Raw genomic sequence first — 18,009 nt, forward strand, 5'->3', positions numbered from 1 at the left:
CCGCCGCGGCGGGCACAAAAGATTGGAACGGATAGCGGGATTAGCTCCTAAAAAAAATGATTTGCTTTTATCAGCCAATTCAAAATATTAAAAAATAAAATATAATGATTATACAGCATAAAAAAAATAGTAAAACAATTTACCTGTTTTTCCTTTTTCTGTTAATGAGTTTCGCGGGATATTCTCAGGCTCCTGTAAATCTCCAGTGCGAGCATTTGGTTAATCCGTTAGGAATTGATGTACCTCAGCCAAGACTTTCCTGGCAATTAAGTGGCAGCGGACATAATGTAATACAAGCAGCTTATCAAATAGAAATCGCAACAGATTCGATTGCTTTAATAAAAGGCGAAGCATCTGTCTGGAATACTGGAAAAGTAGCGTCTGAAGCTATTTTAATTCCTTATAATGGAGCAACTCTAAAATCTTTTACCACTTATTTCTGGAGAGTAAAAATTTGGGACGGAAAAAATAAAATGCAAGTTTCAAAAATTCAGCGTTTTGAAACGGCAATGTTACAATTTAGCGATTGGAAAGGCAGTTGGATATCTGATTCTCATGATATGAATTACAAACCGGCTCCTTATTTCAGGAAAGAAATTACAACATCAAAGACGATAAAAACGGCTCGTGCTTATATTACAGCAGGCGGATTATATGAATTTTATGTAAATGGAAAAAAAGCAGGAGATCGAATGCTGGATCCTATGTTTACAAAATTCGACAGTCGAAATTTGTACGCAACACTCGATATTACAAAACAGCTGCAAAACGGAAAAAATGCTTTTGGTATTTTGCTGGGAAACGGCTGGTACAACCACCAATCGGCTGCAGTTTGGCATTTTGATAAAACAATTTGGAGAAATCGTCCTCGTTGTCTGGTAAATATCAGAATTACCTATTCTGATAATACTACCGAAACAATAGTTACAGATGAAACCTGGAAAACGGCTGATAGTCCTGTAATCTTTAATAGCATTTACACTGGTGAACATTATGATGCCCGCAAAGAAATTAGCAATTGGAACAAACCTGATTTTAACGATAATAACTGGAATAAAGCAATACTTGTAAAATCGCCATCATCAAAATTGATGTCACAACAATTACATCCAATTCGGGTTACAGCACACTTAAAGCCAACGAAAGTAAACAGGATAAATGATACATTATCGGTTTTTACCTTCCCAAGAAATATTGCCGGAACAGTGAGCCTTTCGATCAAAAATGCAGTTCCCGGAACTATCTTTAGAATAAAACACGCAGAACGTTTGTATAAAAACGGAATGGTTGATCTTTCTAATATCGATTTGCATTACAGACCAACTGACAATACCGATCCTTTTCAGACCGATATTTTTATTGCAAAAGGAAATGATAAAGAAAGTTTTTCTCCAAAATTTAATTACAAAGGATTTCAATATGTAGAAGTAACTTCAAGTCATCCTTTTGCATTAGATCATAATAGTCTTGTTGCTCTCGAAATGCACAGCGATGTTCCTGCCGTGGGGAAAATTAAAACTTCGAATGAGGTTTTTAATAAAATATGGGAAGCAACAAACAGTAGTTATCTCGCTAATTTATTTGGTTACCCAACAGATTGTCCGCAACGCGAAAAGAACGGTTGGACAGGCGACGCACACACGAATATAGAAACAGGACTATATAATTTTGACGGAATTACAATTTACGAAAAATGGCTTACAGATCATCAGGACGAGCAACAACCCGATGGAGGAATTTCTAATATTGTTCCAAACCCCGGAGCATTTGGATATGAATTTGCTACCGGCCCTGACTGGACGAGTTCTATAGCGATTATTCCGTGGAAAATATATGAGTTTTATGGCGATGCCAGTTTGCTGACTAAAATGTATCCCAATATGAAAAATTATGTAGATTTAATTGATAAGAAATATCCAACCGGTATTACAGATTGGGGATTAGGTGATTGGGTTCCTGTAAAAAGCACCAGTTCGAAACCGCTTACTTCTACAATGTATTATTATACAGATGTTTTAATTTTAGCCAAGACCGCAAAACTGTTAGGAAACACCAACGATGCTGAGCACTATTTTAAATTGGCAGAAAAAATCAAAAGTATATTCAATGAACAGTTTTTAAATAAAAGTACCTATTTGTATTGCAGCGGTACCCAAACAGAACTGTCTGGCCCACTATATTGGGGATTAGTTCCTGATGAATACAAACAAAAAGTAGCCGATAATTTGTACAAAAAAGTGCAGGAAACTAATTTTCATCTTGATGTTGGTTTATTAGGAACGAAGTCTTTATTGAATGCATTAAGCGAAAATGGCTATGCCGATGCTGCTTATAAAATTGCTTCTCAGGAAGATTTTCCGTCCTGGGGATATTGGATCAAAAACGGAGCTACAACTTTATTTGAAAACTGGCCTTTGAATGTTGAAAAAAATGACGCTTCGATGAATCATATTATGTTTGGAGAAATAGGAGCATGGATGTACAAAGGATTGGGAGGTGTTTTTCCTGACGAAAATTTACCTGGTTTTAAGCATATTATTTTAAAACCAAATTTTGTAAAAGACCTTACTTATTTCGAATCAGAACATACATCTCCTTACGGGAAAATAGTATCGAACTGGAAAAGAGAAAACAAAAAAGTACTTTATGAAGTGGTGGTTCCGCCAAATTCTACTGCGAGTTTTTATTTAGAAAAGAACAGTAATTTTACTTGTAATTCAAAAGATATTAGTTTTAGTACCAAAGGATTATATAAAGTGATTCAGCTTAAATCAGGATCTTATTCTTTTAAAATTACGGAATAATAAATGGATCAATACAAAAGCCTTCGGAGCGAAAAATGGAATCAAAAGTAATTTTTACCGCAAAGAGCGCAAAGTTTTTTTGATATGATAAGTTTTGTAAAAAGGCAAAGTTCGCAAGGCTTTGAGATTACTTTGAGATTTTACCACAGAGATCGCAAAGTTTTTTGAATATACAAAGTGTAGTAAAAATACATCCCGAAGCCTCGGAACACAAACCTTTGTGTGCTTAGATGTTGTAAACATAACATAAACTTTAGTGAACTCTGCGGTAAAAGAATTAGTGAGCATGAAATTTTCTATGTTGCTCCACAACATTTAGTATTGATCGTAATAAAGATTTAATTCTATTAAAATAAAAAAGCATTAGTAAACCAATAATTTACTAATGCTTTTTGTTTTTTCGATTGTGAAAGATTGGATCCTTACATTGAATTCAAATCGATTTCATAATTAAATGAAGTCGCTTTTGCATACACCATATATTGTTCTAATGGTTTTGGGCCACATCCCCAGGAACCAACTCCTAAGGTTTTATGCGAAATGCATAATACAGTTCCTTTGCTTTGTGGCAAATCTATTTTGTATTCTACATTTTCCATTTCTTCGTCGCTGTAAGGCAATGCGCCAACTTGCAGTAAATCATCTCCTTGTTTAACAGTAAGTCCTAAACCGCTTTCAGATTGTATATTAGCCCATCGTACATCTTCATGATTTCCGGATTCCATAGGTTTTTCGTAAGGCGTCATTTGTTCTTTTACAGTGCTGTAATAATGACCAACATCAAAACCGCTTTTTCGGTCCGGATAGTTTTCCATTGGCCCGCGTCCTAAGTAATCAAATTGGTCTAACTCTTTATTTAAAAACATTCGAACACCAATTCGGGCTAAAATTAATTTTGGATCATTAAAACTGATATCATTTGTTACTTTAATAGTACCATTTTCGTTAATGGTGTAAAAAACACGATGCACAACCTTAAAGTTTTCTTTTCCTATTCCGGTTAATGTTGCTTTAATCTCATAACTGCCACCGGATATTTTTTGAGTTTTGATGTCACTTGTTACCCATTTGATTGATTTCAGGCCGTATTTTTCCCAATTTTCATAAGCCCACATATCATCTTTCCTGTGCGGTGCACGCCATAAATGCAAAAGCGGGCCTCCGTTTTCCTGCAAAAGGTTTTTGCCATTTTTTTCCATTTTAGAAAACGTTCCTTTATTCTTATCAAATTCAATTTTAAAATTGTTACCAATAAGCTGAATAGTGTTTCTATTGTTTTTTACAGATAAGTTTCCTTCGGCAATATGTTGCGAAATTGGAGGAATACTTACCGGAAGTTCGAATTGCTGCGAAGCTACTTCGTATCCTTTCTTTGCCCATAATTCATCCTCTGCAAGAGCAAACGAAATTCGTAAGAAATATTCAGAGCCCGGTTTATACAAAATATCAAAAGGTATCTTAATATCTTTTTCTTCACCAGGATTTACAGAACTAGTTTTTAGATCGCCCGAAGCTCTTAAATCGCCATCTTGTGTTAATTCCCATTTTACATCAAGGCTGTTTAAATTCTTGGTTTCATAACGGTTTTTAATGGTAAAAATACCGTTTTTACTGTCTTTATCTGAAATTGTAATCCATTGATAGGCGTGTTTTAATTCCGGATAATGTGGTTTTAAAGATCGGTCAGAGAAAACAACACCTTTATGAATAAAATATTGATCGTTAGGATATTCGCCAAAACCGCCGCCAAAAGCAGTTATAGGATGTTTAGTATCACGATTGTTATAAATTCCCTGATCCTGCCATTCCCATATTGCACCACCAAGCAGCGCAGGATATTTATCAAATAAGTCATTATAGATATCTACAGATCCCATCGAGTTGAACATGGCATGAGCATATTCACATAGATAAAATGGTTTTGTCAGGCTTTGATCGTTAGCATGTTTTTCTAAATTATAGATATCTGTATACATCTGGCTGTCAATATCTGCAGGATTATTTACTGCAATACCAAAACCTTCGTAATGCGTTGGGCGGGTTGGATCTATTTTTTTAATTGTTTCTAATGCAGTTCTAAAATTCACACCACCGGTTCCGTTTTCATTTCCTAAAGACCAGATTAAAACCGAAGGATGATTTTTAAAGTTTTCCGTATTCGCAACATTTCGGTCTACAATAGCCGCTTTCATGCGGGGTTCATCATTAAATTCATTCATAGCGCCATGGCATTCAACATTGGCCTCGGCAACTAAATAAAGACCGTACTCATCGCATAGCTCATACCATCGGGGATCATTAGAATAATGACTTGTTCTCACATGGTTGCAATTTGCCTGCTTGATTAAAAGTATGTCTTTTATCATTTGTTCTTCTGTAACGGCATGACCATCATCAGGCCAGTTTTCATGACGATTAACTCCTTTTAGTTTTATTGCAACACCATTTACGATGAACAGTCTTCCTTTGATTTCAATTTTTCTAAAACCAGTTTTCGAAGACAATTTTTCAATACTATTCTTGCCTTCTTTCAAATCAATTACAGTCGTATAAAGATGAGGCGTTTCTGCAGTCCATTTTTTAGGGTTAAAAACATTAAAGGTTACATCAACAGTAATTTCCTGACCCGGTTTTAAAGCAGGAACTATTTTTTTTCCTATTGCGCCCACAAAATCATTTCCGTCGTAAAGAGTTGCTTCTATAGTGCGGGCTTTTGTTGCCGTTTTGCCATAATTTTTTACTTTGGCCGTTACGATAACTTGTGCGTCTTTGTAATTTTTGTCCAGATTCGTTTTTATAAAATAATCCCTGATATGTTGTTGAGGTGTACTCCATAGCGTTACGTTTCTAAAAATACCGCTTAAACGCCACATGTCCTGATCTTCTAAGTAACTTCCCGTTGTAAAACGATAAACTTCGACCGCCAGTGTATTTTTGCCGGGAATAAGATATTTAGTCAAATCAAATTCGGCTGCATTTCTGCTGTTTACTCCGTAACCCACTTTTTTCCCATTCACCCAAATAAAGAATCCCGCATCAACGCCATCAAAAGTGATTAAAATGCGTCTTCCTTTCCAGTTTTCCGGAACCGTAAAATCACGGCGATAACTTCCTACGGGATTTCTTTCGTGAAAAGCTGTAAATTTTTCAGGAGGCGTACTCATAACTTTAGGAAAGTCTTTCTGAAAAATATAATTGTAATTACTATAATACGGCGTACCATAACCTTCAATCTGCCAATTTGATGGCACTTTTATTTCCTTCCATTGCGATACATCATAATCTGTTTTGTAAAAGTTTACGGGACGTTTTTGTGGCCAGTCGACCCAATTAAATTTCCACATTCCGTTTAAACTTTTACTAAAAGTAGAAGCATATCTGTTTGCTGTCAACGCTTCTTTTAGCGAAGCATAAGGCATTAAAGTAGCATGAGCAGGTTCTTTATTAATGTCAATATTTTCGGGATCTTCAATCTCTTTAGGGACTTTTGCAGTATCCTGTGCAGATAAATTTTGTTCTAATTTTTGAAAAGCAAAACCTGAATTCGAACTAAAAATTAGTATTAAAAAAAGTAGAATTTTAGCACTTTGGTTTTTAAATAATGGGTGAAACATACAAGTGGTTTTTGATAATTAGTAATAGTTTTTGTTTAGAAAATTATTAAATTAATACAAATATACTAAATCGTTTTAGTGTTTTTGACTTTTGCCTACCAGTTTATTAAAGATATGTCTTAAATATTTTGATTAATCTCTAATTTTTATCAGTAATAATGCATATTTTAATTTTATTTGTCTATTATGTTGCGGGTATTGTTTTTGTAAATTATTATTTTATTCCTTTTTGAATACTGAAAAGGTATATATTTGTAATTTAGTAAAACGTTTTAGTAACTATTTGAATTTTAAAATTAGTCTGGCTCTTTCTATATAATAGCCAGTTCTGTAATTCATTTTTACGACGAATAATCTTCGAATAAAGTTTATATAATTAAAGTAATAAATACCACTATGAACAAAATATTATTATGGTCTGTTACAGCTGCTTTGGCTGGATTTTTATTTGGTTTTGATACCGTTGTAATTTCTGGTGCCGACACCAGATTACAGGAATTATGGCATACTTCGGATGTTTTTCATGGATCTGTTGTAATGGCTATGGCTTTATGGGGAACTGTGGCAGGAGCTATTTTTGGTGGTATTCCGACCAATGTATTAGGACGAAAAAAGACCCTTATCTGGATTGGAGTTTTGTTTTTGGTTTCGGCAATTGGTTCCTCTTTGGCAAACGATCCCTGGACTTTTGCTTTTTTCCGATTTTTAGGCGGATTAGGAATTGGCGCATCTACTATTGCCGCACCGGCTTATGTTTCTGAAATTGCGCCTGCAAAAGATAGAGGAAGATTGGTTTCGTTATATCAGTTTAATATTGTTTTGGGAATTTTAATGGCTTTTTTATCTAATTATTTATTGCGTGATACAGGAGAAAATGCCTGGCGATGGATGATTGGAATAATGGCTTTTCCTGCCTTTTTTTATACAGTTATTGTTTTTACCATTCCGGAAAGTCCACGATGGCTACTTTCTAAATCAAGAATCGATGAGGCCAAAACGATTTTGCAAAAAATTGATCCGACAGCAAATATTGAAGATTTAATGCAGGAACTTCATATTGGTAATGATGATGATAAGAACTTAAAACATGAAACTATATTTTTAAAAAAATACAGATATCCGTTGATGCTGGCTTTTTTGATTGCAGCATTTAATCAGTTTTCAGGAATTAATGCATTTTTATATTATGCGCCAAGGATTTTTGCAGAAGCTGGTTTAGAACAAAGTGCAGCCTTAATAAGCAGCGTAGGCATTGGTTTAACTAATTTAATCTTTACACTTATTGGTGTTTTCTTAATTGATGTCCTCGGCCGAAAAGTTCTAATGTATATTGGATCTGTTGGTTACATTATTTCATTAGGATTGGTATCAATTGCTTTTTTTCTAAAGTGGGAGGGAATGCAGGTACCTATTTTTCTGTTTTTATTTATTGCCTCGCATGCCATAGGACAAGGAGCCGTGATTTGGGTTTTTATCTCAGAGATTTTTCCCAATCATTTGCGCGCCAGTGGCCAGGCATTTGGATCTTCGGTGCATTGGATTCTGGCAGCGATTATTCCATCCATGATTCCTTTTTTATTCTCGACAATAGGAGCGGGAACGGTATTTTTGATATTTGCTGTAATGATGGTATTTCAATTGCTCTTCGTAATTTTTATGATGCCGGAAACCAAAGGAAAATCTTTGGAAGAACTTCAGAAAACTACTTTTAAGATTTGAGAGGATAGTAAATTTTGGAGTTATTGATTTTTAAATGCTATTGATAATCTTACAATTTATTGTCAAATTTTTTTTTTTAACTTTTCAGTTAATTAATCTTTCGCTGCGGAATTTCTTTTGATTTTTTAAATTAATATGATTTAAAAACAAAAAAGCTTCAGAGAAATCTGAAGCTTTTTTAGTAGATTATAACACTTTGTAAAATAAATAATATTATTTAATCTAGCTCATAAATGTGTAATTGATTTGTTGTATCTAGGGCATAAATTTTATTTTCAGATATTTGTAAGTCTTTAAATGTCCCCTTCATTTCATCAATTTTAGTTACCCAAAGAATTTCTAAAGTATTATAATCTAAAACTCCAATGTGAGTACCATTCAGTATATCTTTATTTGCTGTAAAATAAATTTTATCTTTTAGAACCTTCCAAAAACCTATTTTTAGGTTTTCATTGTACAAGCTTTCAATTTTTTGATTACGGATTATTTCGCCAGTAATTGCATTTATTTCAACAAGTGGACTATCAGCAGGAGTTGTACTAATTTTTCCATAAATACTTAAAATACTATCATGCTCAGAAATTAGTTCTATAAACCAATCTGATGTGTCATAATCATTATTTTTTTCATAAACTATATGACCAGAATCGATATTTAAAGCGATGAGACTATTTTTGATCTTATCATTTCCTCCTCGATACATTGATATCCATAACTTATTTTCTTTTATACCTAAAATTTTTCTTATTTCACCATAGTGATCTAGGCTAATTTCCCAATTCAAGTTATAAGATTGTAATGATAGAGATTGTAAGTTTGCATTATTACTGAAAAATAAATTGTTATTGGTATCTCTGAAATAATGCTCAATATTAAAACAACCAATTTCATCAATCAAGCCGAAAGAAGAACAATTAAAATTGATTTTAGAAATTAATCTTTTCCCATCAATTTTTTGTACTACTATTAGATCTTTATTATTGTAAGTGTCAAAAAATAAACTGCCATTTATGCTATCAATTATTTTTTTCTCTTGTAATGAGTATACATTCGTGAATTTATTTTTAAAGAAAATTATATTTTCATTACAATTAAAAAATGAACGGACGTCTTTATCAATTTTTAAATTGTTAAAAAACAGATCATCATTATTATTTTTGAATAATATTGAGTTTTCTTTTACCGTAAATGTATTTATGTCTTCTAAAAAATATTGTTTTGTAAACATTATTTAACTGTAATGAAATTATAAAATCTACTTTTTGTGTCTTTGATTAATTCTTTAAAATCATCTTTTGCATCATCTCTATCATCTTCATTTTTATTTTGTGGAAATAGACTTCCTCTTAAAGGAATATTGCTCCAAATAGCATTAAAGGTAGCCTCTCCTTTGTTTGAAAGATTATTAGCGTTTAATAACATTTGTTTAAATTTCTCCTTTATTGGTTGTGGGTCTTTATTTTTATTAAATTTCATGGAATCAAACCAATATTCCAATTTGTCTAAAGATGTTACTTTACTGGCGTCACTTAAATAAGTAATAAACTGTTTTGAAGATCCGGTTATTGTTGTTTGGTCTTTTACAAAATTTAGAAAAGCTAAACCGTCTATTTTCCAACTTTTACACTCAACAATTTTATTTCCATTTTCTATAACATCAGCGAAGGCTGTATTTTTCTCATTTGCATCATTAACAACCTCAATTTTTAGCTCAAAACCAGTTATAGTTCCTATATAAGAAGGGTTTTCCTTTAATACTCTTAGTACAAATGCTGTTGCGTTTACCTGGTGAATACCACCACTTAATATTCCTTTCTTACCAATTACATCATCAAAACCTGGTGCGCCTTTGTAATTGATTGCAAAATAATTGACATAATTTAGATAATTATTTAGCATAATATAGTCTGAGTTACCTGAACTACAAACTTTACAAGGAGCACTTACATTTTTTTGTATAATTGTTTTAAGACCATCGATTTCTCCTATTGTTGAAAGTGAGTTTGAATTATTAAGAATTGTTTTAATTTCTTGTAATACAGCCCAATCTTTTCGATACTGAAGATTTGGTCTGGCATCCTGAACTAGTTTCCATGCTTTTAAAATGTCAAGATCAAATTTAGATATGTTTCCACAAATATAATCACTTCCGTTGCTTTCGTCAATATCTTTTAAAAACTCTTTTTGATTAGGAATATCAAACTCTAATAATTTAATTACAAAATTGTTCAAGTCAGTAATCCCACAAAGTTTAGAAATTGCAGAGAGATTATTGGTATTTGTTTGTAAACGTCTTAAATTTAAACATAATTGAGAATTGGTGGTGTTTTCAATTCTTTCTTTACAAATTGTACATTTTTGTTTTTTCTCTTCCTCTTCTTTTATTTTTTTAGCTACTACTGCAGAAGCATATACAACCTGTACTACACCTTTTACAGATTCTGTTTCTGCTACAATTAATTCAACACTTCCTTGGGCTCCTTTATAGTAAGTAAGATTATAGGGAACTAATTGTATGACAGGAACGTTTTTAACTTCAGGGATGTGCTTAGTTAAGATATCTGTTTGTGGCATCTTGATTACTTTTCCTTCCTTTACGATGGTTAAGTTTGTGACATTTTCAAGTTGACGTGCAGCATTTCCTTCAAAGGAATAATTTTGAAAACCGGAATTAGAAATGACATTCCCTTCATAATTCATCTGTATTATTGGAGTACTAACATCTTCAATGTAAATTCCTGCTGAATTTGGAGTACCTTTTACAGGGATATCATCCAATAAACTAATTACTTTGCCGCCACCACTAAAATCGCTTAAATTATCTAAAGCCTTTTCTATATCTGTAATAGCAGTACCTTCAACAGCTATAATTTCTCCAGTTGTAGCATTTTTTATAATTGTTTTACCATCAGCTTCTAATAGATAAACACCCTTTGCAATAAGTTTTTCGTTTAGTTTTATAGCATTTTCGGCAAGTGATACACTAACTTTTGATAGTTTTGCAATCTGGCTAATTTTTGCCACAGCATATTCACCAGCTGTATATAAAATTGGAAAAATCATTACAGTCAATTGTCCGTATCTATAATAACAGATATCAGCAGTTTTTCCATTTTTTAATTTTGTTTCATTACATTCTGTAAAGTAAGTTTTCTTAAATTCATTGCCAATTTTTACTACTTTCTTTATATTATCAGAAAGAGTATTATATGGCGGAATTAGTACAACACCCAGAATTTGTTCAGGTTGTATTTCTCCTCCTTTATTAATTGTAGTATTTATCGATTTTAGATTTTCATAGTATTTAACATAACTTTGAACTTTAACTTTTAAACCTTCTTTTGCTAAAGTTGCTAAACCATCAACTAATAAAACTACATCTATCATTGCTATAGCCTCATGAGTTGCACCTGCTAAATATTGATCAAAGCCATTTGAGTTTGCAATACTTTCTTCATTTGTTGCGCAATACCACATTCCAAAAAATCCTTGATAGAATACTGTAGCGATTTCTACCAAAGCTTGATCAGAAGGTCGCATGTTCTTGTATATAAAGTTTCCATGAAGTGTTGCTAGACTACTATTTATGTAATCTACCATACAATTATCTGAAGTCTTGAAATTAGGGAATAAATCCTGAATAGCTTTAGGAATTTGTAATTTGTATTCTAATTTTAAAGTTTCTTTTCCGGTGCTATCATAAGTCGCTAATATATAAGAAACCTTTTTTAAAGCTTCGGCTAGTTTTTCTTTATACTTAGGATCATTTTTATCTAAAATGATAAATTCAGCAGCAACAGAATCATCGCCAATTTTTATATCTAATTTGCTTATAAGATCTTTTAGCCTTTCTTCATCACTGCTTGCTCCAGTACCATTACCAGTATTAGAGGTACTACAACCTAAGTAGCCCCAATAAATACTTCTGGTTTCTTTATCTTTTACATAATACTCACTTTTGTTATATCTATCAATATATTTACTTAGTAACTTTTCATCTTTTGCCTTAATTATGCTTTCTAATTCTTTGTTATAAATCGTCCTTAAATATTTACTATTTGGGCAGGATTTATCGTTATCATAAAATAAATAAATTTTGCTTTTATCAACTACAGGCTTTGTTGTTTGAGTAATAATCGAAGTATTATCATCACCAATATATTTATCAGCAGCCCATGCGTAAGTTACTTTGGTTTCGCCTTTATTGGTTACAAAACCACCTAGAAATCCTTTACCAGCTAAATTAATATTTGCTACTGTTTTTTCATCTCCATTACTAATAAATTCCCATTTAGGTGAAAGCCCAAAACCGCCTGCCAATGCCCCAGAAGAACTACTTTGAAATCCATAAAACTTCCAGCCTCCGCTATGAATAATATCCCAGTCGTTATGAGATAGTACAGTTCCGGTTCCGTAATCCATTAAAAGATCTGTTTTACCGGACTCTCCCTTAGTGGCGAATGGATGTTTAAGTCCAAAAATACCATGGCCTAATTCGTGGGCCGCTGTTTTTAAGTCACCGTCACTAAATACAAAAGCATATTGACCTCCCAGAGGCATAAAACCTTTATATCCATCTTGTCCTGGTTTTCCGGTGTAGATGACGTAGTAGGTTTCGCTATTGTAAGTAAAATTAGGATTGGCTTCGATTTGATTTTTAATATCGATTTGGCCATTGCTGTAAAAATTGATAAGACCGCTGTCTCCGCATTGTATTGCAGCCGGTAGTGAACCTATGGTTAAATCCTGAGCAGTTACATCAAATTTTATCCCGACTTTGTTATATACTTCATTAAGAAAATCTTTTGCGTTATCGGCACTTGGTGCATTTGCTCCGTTGACACTTAAAATCGTGACGTTAATAACGGGTTTTTGAGCAAGTTGCCATAGATTTACTTTACCGGCAATATCTGATTTGCCTTCAATAGTTTTGGCAAGATCCTGAGGATCTTTTTGCGTCGCACCTTTTACAATAGCAATAATGCTTTCTTTTGAGAAGTTTAATGTTTTCGTGACAGTTATTATTGCTTCAGTATTGCTGTCATTCCATTTAAAGTTTACATCTGCACCTGCATTTGTTTTGAAAACAACGTCTTTTATTGTTTTTCCGTTTTTAAATTCGGCTTCAGCAATAAAGGTTTCCGGGCCATTTAAGTCAGATACTGCCTTATAATTTACATTATAAATACCTCCACTTTCCATCGGAATGGTTTCATAAGTGTCTTTTAGTTTTTGTGAACCTGAATCTGGGAGAACATCAAAAGCATATTGACTTTTTTCTCCATTTTTAAACGTTATTTTCACATCCGGAGAAGTAATTTTCACCACATCGCCGCTGGCAGACATACCGTTTGTATTTGCCGCAGTTGCTTTACCCCCTGCAGCAGCATTGGCAATAACCGGTGCACCCACGCCATTTGCCGGAATTGTTACTACTTTTCCTGTACTGTCTGTGTAAACTCTTTCGTATGGCGATTTCGCAATGGTTGATATTTGACCGTCTTTACCTGTTACTGTCGTACTTCCGTCTGCATTTAATACTACCGAAACTACTTCGTAATCGAACTTACCTTCTATAGGTTTTCCGTTACTGCCAAATACTTCATCAAATGCACCATCGAGATTGGCAATGTTTTTCCAGGTAGGATCGTAACTCGCTATGATTTCTCCTGAAATTAATTTGAAATCAGTATTAATTCCAATATTATTAAACGTTATTCGAATACGCGTATGTTCACCAATATTGGTAGAATACTTGCTAATATCTCCTGCAATTTCGCCGGCTTTCTCATTTACTTTTGTTCCAACATCAGCAACTTTATCTTTTATTTTTCCGGCAGAATTTTCTATTGAATCTCCTGTAGGATTGTCCAGACGATTAGAAACCTTAGTTGCAGTATTAGAAGCTAAATTTGCTGATGCATTGGCTGCTGCACCAACTTTTCCTGTAATTTCAGCTCCTTTGTTGGCAATATCCTTCAAATTATCAGCGGCATCAATCAGTTTTCTGAATTTTTCTATAAAAGGTAATGTTACATAACCTTCTCCACTAAAATTGCCATTGCTTCCGGTCGCTTTAATAACCACAATTGGAAAATCACCCGCCGTTACAACATCATTTTGATAAAGATTTGGAAGCGGCGTTGTGTTGCCTAAATCGTTAGGGTCTGGTTTGATACCACAACCTTCAAAAGCAATTTCGTCTCTTGCAACAGTTGTAAATTCTTTGATTGTACTATGGGTATATTTACCGGGGTCGCAGGAAGAACCTACAGTGTATTCATAAACAGTATTTGGTTTTAGGTTGCTTATGGTTATGTTTTCTCTGGGAGTAACCTGCTTATACCATTCTGAATTGGCATTTTTTTCGCGATAATTTACCTGATAATCATAATTGTCGATATTACCGCTCCAGGCTATTTTTGCCTGATTTTCGCTAACGCCCGAAGTGGTTATAGCAAGTGGCGGAGTACAGGATATTTCATAATCAAAAGAAAAAATTTCGCTGTAACCGTTGTTTTTAAAAACACCTATTTCTTCGGCACCCAAAATAGCTTTTGCCTTAATTCGCCAGGCATATTTTTTACCGGGAATAAGTTGAGGTTCGTTGATGCTGTATTGCAGTGTTGTTGCTCTGGTTGTCTTTGTATATAACGGAGGAGAGTAAGCAAATGCGTTTTGAATTGGTGTATACTTATCCCAGATTTCAACCAATGAAAATTCATATTCTACATTGCTTACATTGATGCTTCGCGGAGTCCAGCTGAAAATAATATTTTGAATATTCTGATGCATGATAGAAGCATTATTCAGCGGAAGATTTAAAAAAGGAGGTTCGTTTTGAAAAATTATGGTATTGGTTCTTGTTTTACTGGACAGCTTTTTTCCTGTAGCAAAATCATATACTTCTACATAAATGTTATAAATTCCTTCTGGTAAAGGTTGTGCGTACTGATTTGGATTAACTCCCAACAGATTTTGATATTCAAAGTAAGGAGCAAGATCGACGTTTGTTAGTTGCAATGGAAAACCACCTTCAAGATACAACGGACGCGCGCCTACAACAAAATCGTTTGTATTAAAAGTAATTCCGTTGCCCTGAAAATAAATTTTAAGCTTTACCTGACGATTAGAAATAGTCAAATCGTTTAGGACCAGCTGTATTTTTATCGGACTGTTTATTGTAGTAGCATTGGCATAATTATTTAGATAAATAGGCGAGGGCTGTGTAAGCTGTGTCGTTATCGAAATAGGATATGTTTGCGCATAGCCCTCAAAACCAATAAGAGCGCACAATATCAACAAGTATAAGTGTAATTTTTTTAGCATTTTGGGTAACTGATATTTATCCATTAATTTGTTAGTTTGGTATCTTTAGGGTATACTTTATTTTTGAATATATTTTAAATCAATTTCGTCGTTGGTACTGTTTTTAACGGCCAAATCATGATAAAAAGGAATTATTTTTACTTCGATAGTATCTACTATTTCAGTTTCGCTTTTCTTGTTTTTTATCAGCTTAAAAGCTTCTTCAATTTCTTGTGTACTAAATTGGGCAGCATTTTCATTTTGCTGAATTTCTTTTACAGGAGTTTTTGCAGCTGCAGCTATTTCTTTAAGCATCCATCTGTGATTCCTTAATTGATTTCGGCTGTTATCGCTTCTTTCAACCAGTTTTAAATAGGAATTATAATTTGCTTTATTCGTAATTTCAGTTTCATTTATACCATGTAATTTATGGCTGTTTACCCTGCCTATAGCAACAGAATAGGTGTTTTCGAGATTTTCATCTTTGTGGTTCATTTCCTTTTCCAGCTTTTGTAAAGCTTTAACAAAATAATCATTGTACTTTTCTATAGTCGCTGTTGCTGAGGCATACGCATCAAGATAATCCAGAATTTTTTCTTTTAATTCTTTATTATCAGGTGTAAGTGAAGCCAATGTAAGCAGATGCTCTAAATTATTCTTTTCTTCCGTCGGTAAAGGATGTATAGAAAGTTGTAATTCTTTTAGCTGTGCTAAAATTTCGTCTCGAGTTCCTTCAAAAATTTTATCGTTGAAATTTATTTTTAAAACGGGATCAGAGACTACTTTTTCTTCTGTTAAAGGTTCTCTTTTCGGACGCATTTTAATTTTATCAAACGAATAAGCATAGGTTAGAGTGGCAGTGAGATCATTGTTTTTTCTTCCCGTTGAATTACTGAATAAGGAGATTACACCTAGATTGAAATTGTGTTTTTGCAGATAAATATAAGATCCGTTAAGCCTTATATTAACAATGTCATTTTGTTTTTGGCCATCATTATAACTAGTATTATAACTTGTTGAGGCATTAGTTGTCAGTTTTTTATCAAAAAATAGTTTTGATACTCCAATGGTTGGCCCAAAGATTAGATTTTTTCCTGAATCGGTTTTCCCGTAGGTATTATTTAAGGATCCGTTAAAGCTCAGATCTCTTTCCGGATAGCCAATACTGTAGGCGATCGCAGAATTGTAATAAGTAGAAGCACCTCCCACAACGGTTTTACCTTGTTGTTGGTTTACGGCATCCTGTACAGAAAAATTGGCACTTATAGCTTTTTTTAAACGCTTGTCATTTTTTAATAAATAATTGATGTTTAAAGCGGCATTTTGATTGACCTGCCTGAAGTTTAAAGTATCCAGATAATCGTAATTGGAAACCTGGTTGATATAATCAAACTGGTTACGGCTATTGGTATAAGATTGAAAATTAGAATAATTTATACTCAGGTTTAATTTATCATTGGGTCTGAAATCAGCATTCAGGGATGATACAAGACGTTTCATCTGACTTTGTTTTTGTTTGTCAAGATTGTCTTTTTGGAGCCCTAAATTTAAGGCTAATGACACTTTGTCTTTGAATATATTTTGTGTTGCATTAACTGTGAAATTTTCTAAATCATTATTAAAATAATACCCTCCTAAAGTCCTGTAATTGGGATCGATTCGTTCGTAACCCAGTCCTAAAGTTCCTTTTCCTGCGGGATAAACAAGCTGACCTTTAAAGGCATTATAACTTGTCGAGGTACTATTTTGATTTAATAGAAAAGAGGCAATTCCGTTTGCTTTTCCACGATTTGTATTTCGGGTATCTTCTGTAATACTACTGTTGGCATATTCTGTAAAAAACTGTAGTTTTTTAGCCAGGGTAAAACTCGTTTCAAAACTTACTGCAACATTCTCTTTTGGGGTGATGCTTAACTCAAAAGGAATAGGATTATGTAGTGAACTAATTTCGTCTTTGGCCTTGAATAGGGTAATGCCTAGTTTTATTTTTTCAAAATCATAGGTAGTTTTAAAACCATAGCCATATCTTTTGTATGTGGGCACAACGTCCGGATAATTTAAGTCGAATTCACTACTTTTTAATAATCTACCAAACATGGCACTGACTTTAAAATTTCCCTGTGGAGTTAAATCAACTCCTAATCCTGTAAATTGATGTACGCTTAGCGTATAAGGTGAGAAAGTCATGCTTACATCACCAATATGGGCTGTAATCCATTTGTAGGAAGGATGAATACTCAAACGATTCATCAATACAGGCTTACCATAACCAAATTTTTGATTGGTATAGGAAAACGAAAACGGTAAATTGTACAATCCTGCGATGTTGATGTTGATGTTTCCGTTCAGGAAATAACTAAACGGATCTCTCTGGGCATTACCGGAATAGAAAATACTATTGGCTGATGCACCACCACTTACATTTATTAATTTGGCTTTGCCTAACTCCTGTACGTTAAAGTTTTGGGAAAAACCAAAAGCACTTATGAACAGGAGTGTAGTATTAAAAAGTATTTTTTTTACAATCATTCTTTATATTCTATGGAAATCAGTTTCTGAAATTT

6 protein-coding genes are annotated in these 18,009 nt (G+C 33.4%); 2 read left to right on the forward strand and 4 right to left on the reverse strand.

Annotation, left to right across the window (positions count from 1 at the left end):
* Positions 1 to 104 precede the first annotated feature (104 nt).
* The gene (locus tag LNP81_RS11220; protein WP_230035829.1) at positions 105 to 2,804 is read left to right on the forward strand and encodes a glycoside hydrolase family 78 protein; all 2,700 of its coding nucleotides are present in this window, start codon (positions 105 to 107) and stop codon (positions 2,802 to 2,804) included.
* A gap of 422 nt (positions 2,805 to 3,226) precedes the next feature.
* Here LNP81_RS11220 and LNP81_RS11225 read toward each other — a convergent pair whose 3' ends face one another.
* Positions 3,227 to 6,418 (reverse strand): glycoside hydrolase family 2 TIM barrel-domain containing protein, encoded by a 3,192-nt coding sequence (locus LNP81_RS11225; RefSeq protein WP_230035833.1) that lies wholly within the window; start codon positions 6,416 to 6,418, stop codon positions 3,227 to 3,229.
* A gap of 396 nt (positions 6,419 to 6,814) precedes the next feature.
* Here LNP81_RS11225 and LNP81_RS11230 point away from each other — a divergent pair, with 396 nt between their 5' ends.
* Positions 6,815 to 8,137: a sugar porter family MFS transporter gene (locus LNP81_RS11230; RefSeq protein WP_230035835.1), complete on the forward strand. Its 1,323-nt coding sequence runs from the start codon at positions 6,815 to 6,817 to the stop codon at positions 8,135 to 8,137.
* A gap of 217 nt (positions 8,138 to 8,354) precedes the next feature.
* Here LNP81_RS11230 and LNP81_RS11235 read toward each other — a convergent pair whose 3' ends face one another.
* From LNP81_RS11235 to LNP81_RS11245, 3 genes are read right to left on the reverse strand one after another with little or no spacing between them, the layout of a single operon-like run.
* The gene (locus tag LNP81_RS11235) at positions 8,355 to 9,365 is read right to left on the reverse strand and encodes a hypothetical protein (protein WP_230035837.1); all 1,011 of its coding nucleotides are present in this window, start codon (positions 9,363 to 9,365) and stop codon (positions 8,355 to 8,357) included.
* Positions 9,365 to 15,490, reverse strand: coding sequence for a fibronectin type III domain-containing protein (locus tag LNP81_RS11240; protein WP_230035839.1), 6,126 nt, complete (start codon positions 15,488 to 15,490; stop codon positions 9,365 to 9,367). Before LNP81_RS11240 ends, LNP81_RS11235 begins: the two co-directional genes overlap by 1 nt.
* 33 nt (positions 15,491 to 15,523) lie before the next feature.
* Positions 15,524 to 17,974, reverse strand: a complete 2,451-nt coding sequence (locus LNP81_RS11245) for a TonB-dependent receptor (protein WP_230035841.1) — start codon at positions 17,972 to 17,974, stop codon at positions 15,524 to 15,526.
* Positions 17,975 to 18,009 lie beyond the last annotated feature (35 nt).

It is taken from the genome of Flavobacterium piscisymbiosum (genome assembly GCF_020905295.1).
GTDB lineage: Bacteria > Bacteroidota > Bacteroidia > Flavobacteriales > Flavobacteriaceae > Flavobacterium > Flavobacterium piscisymbiosum.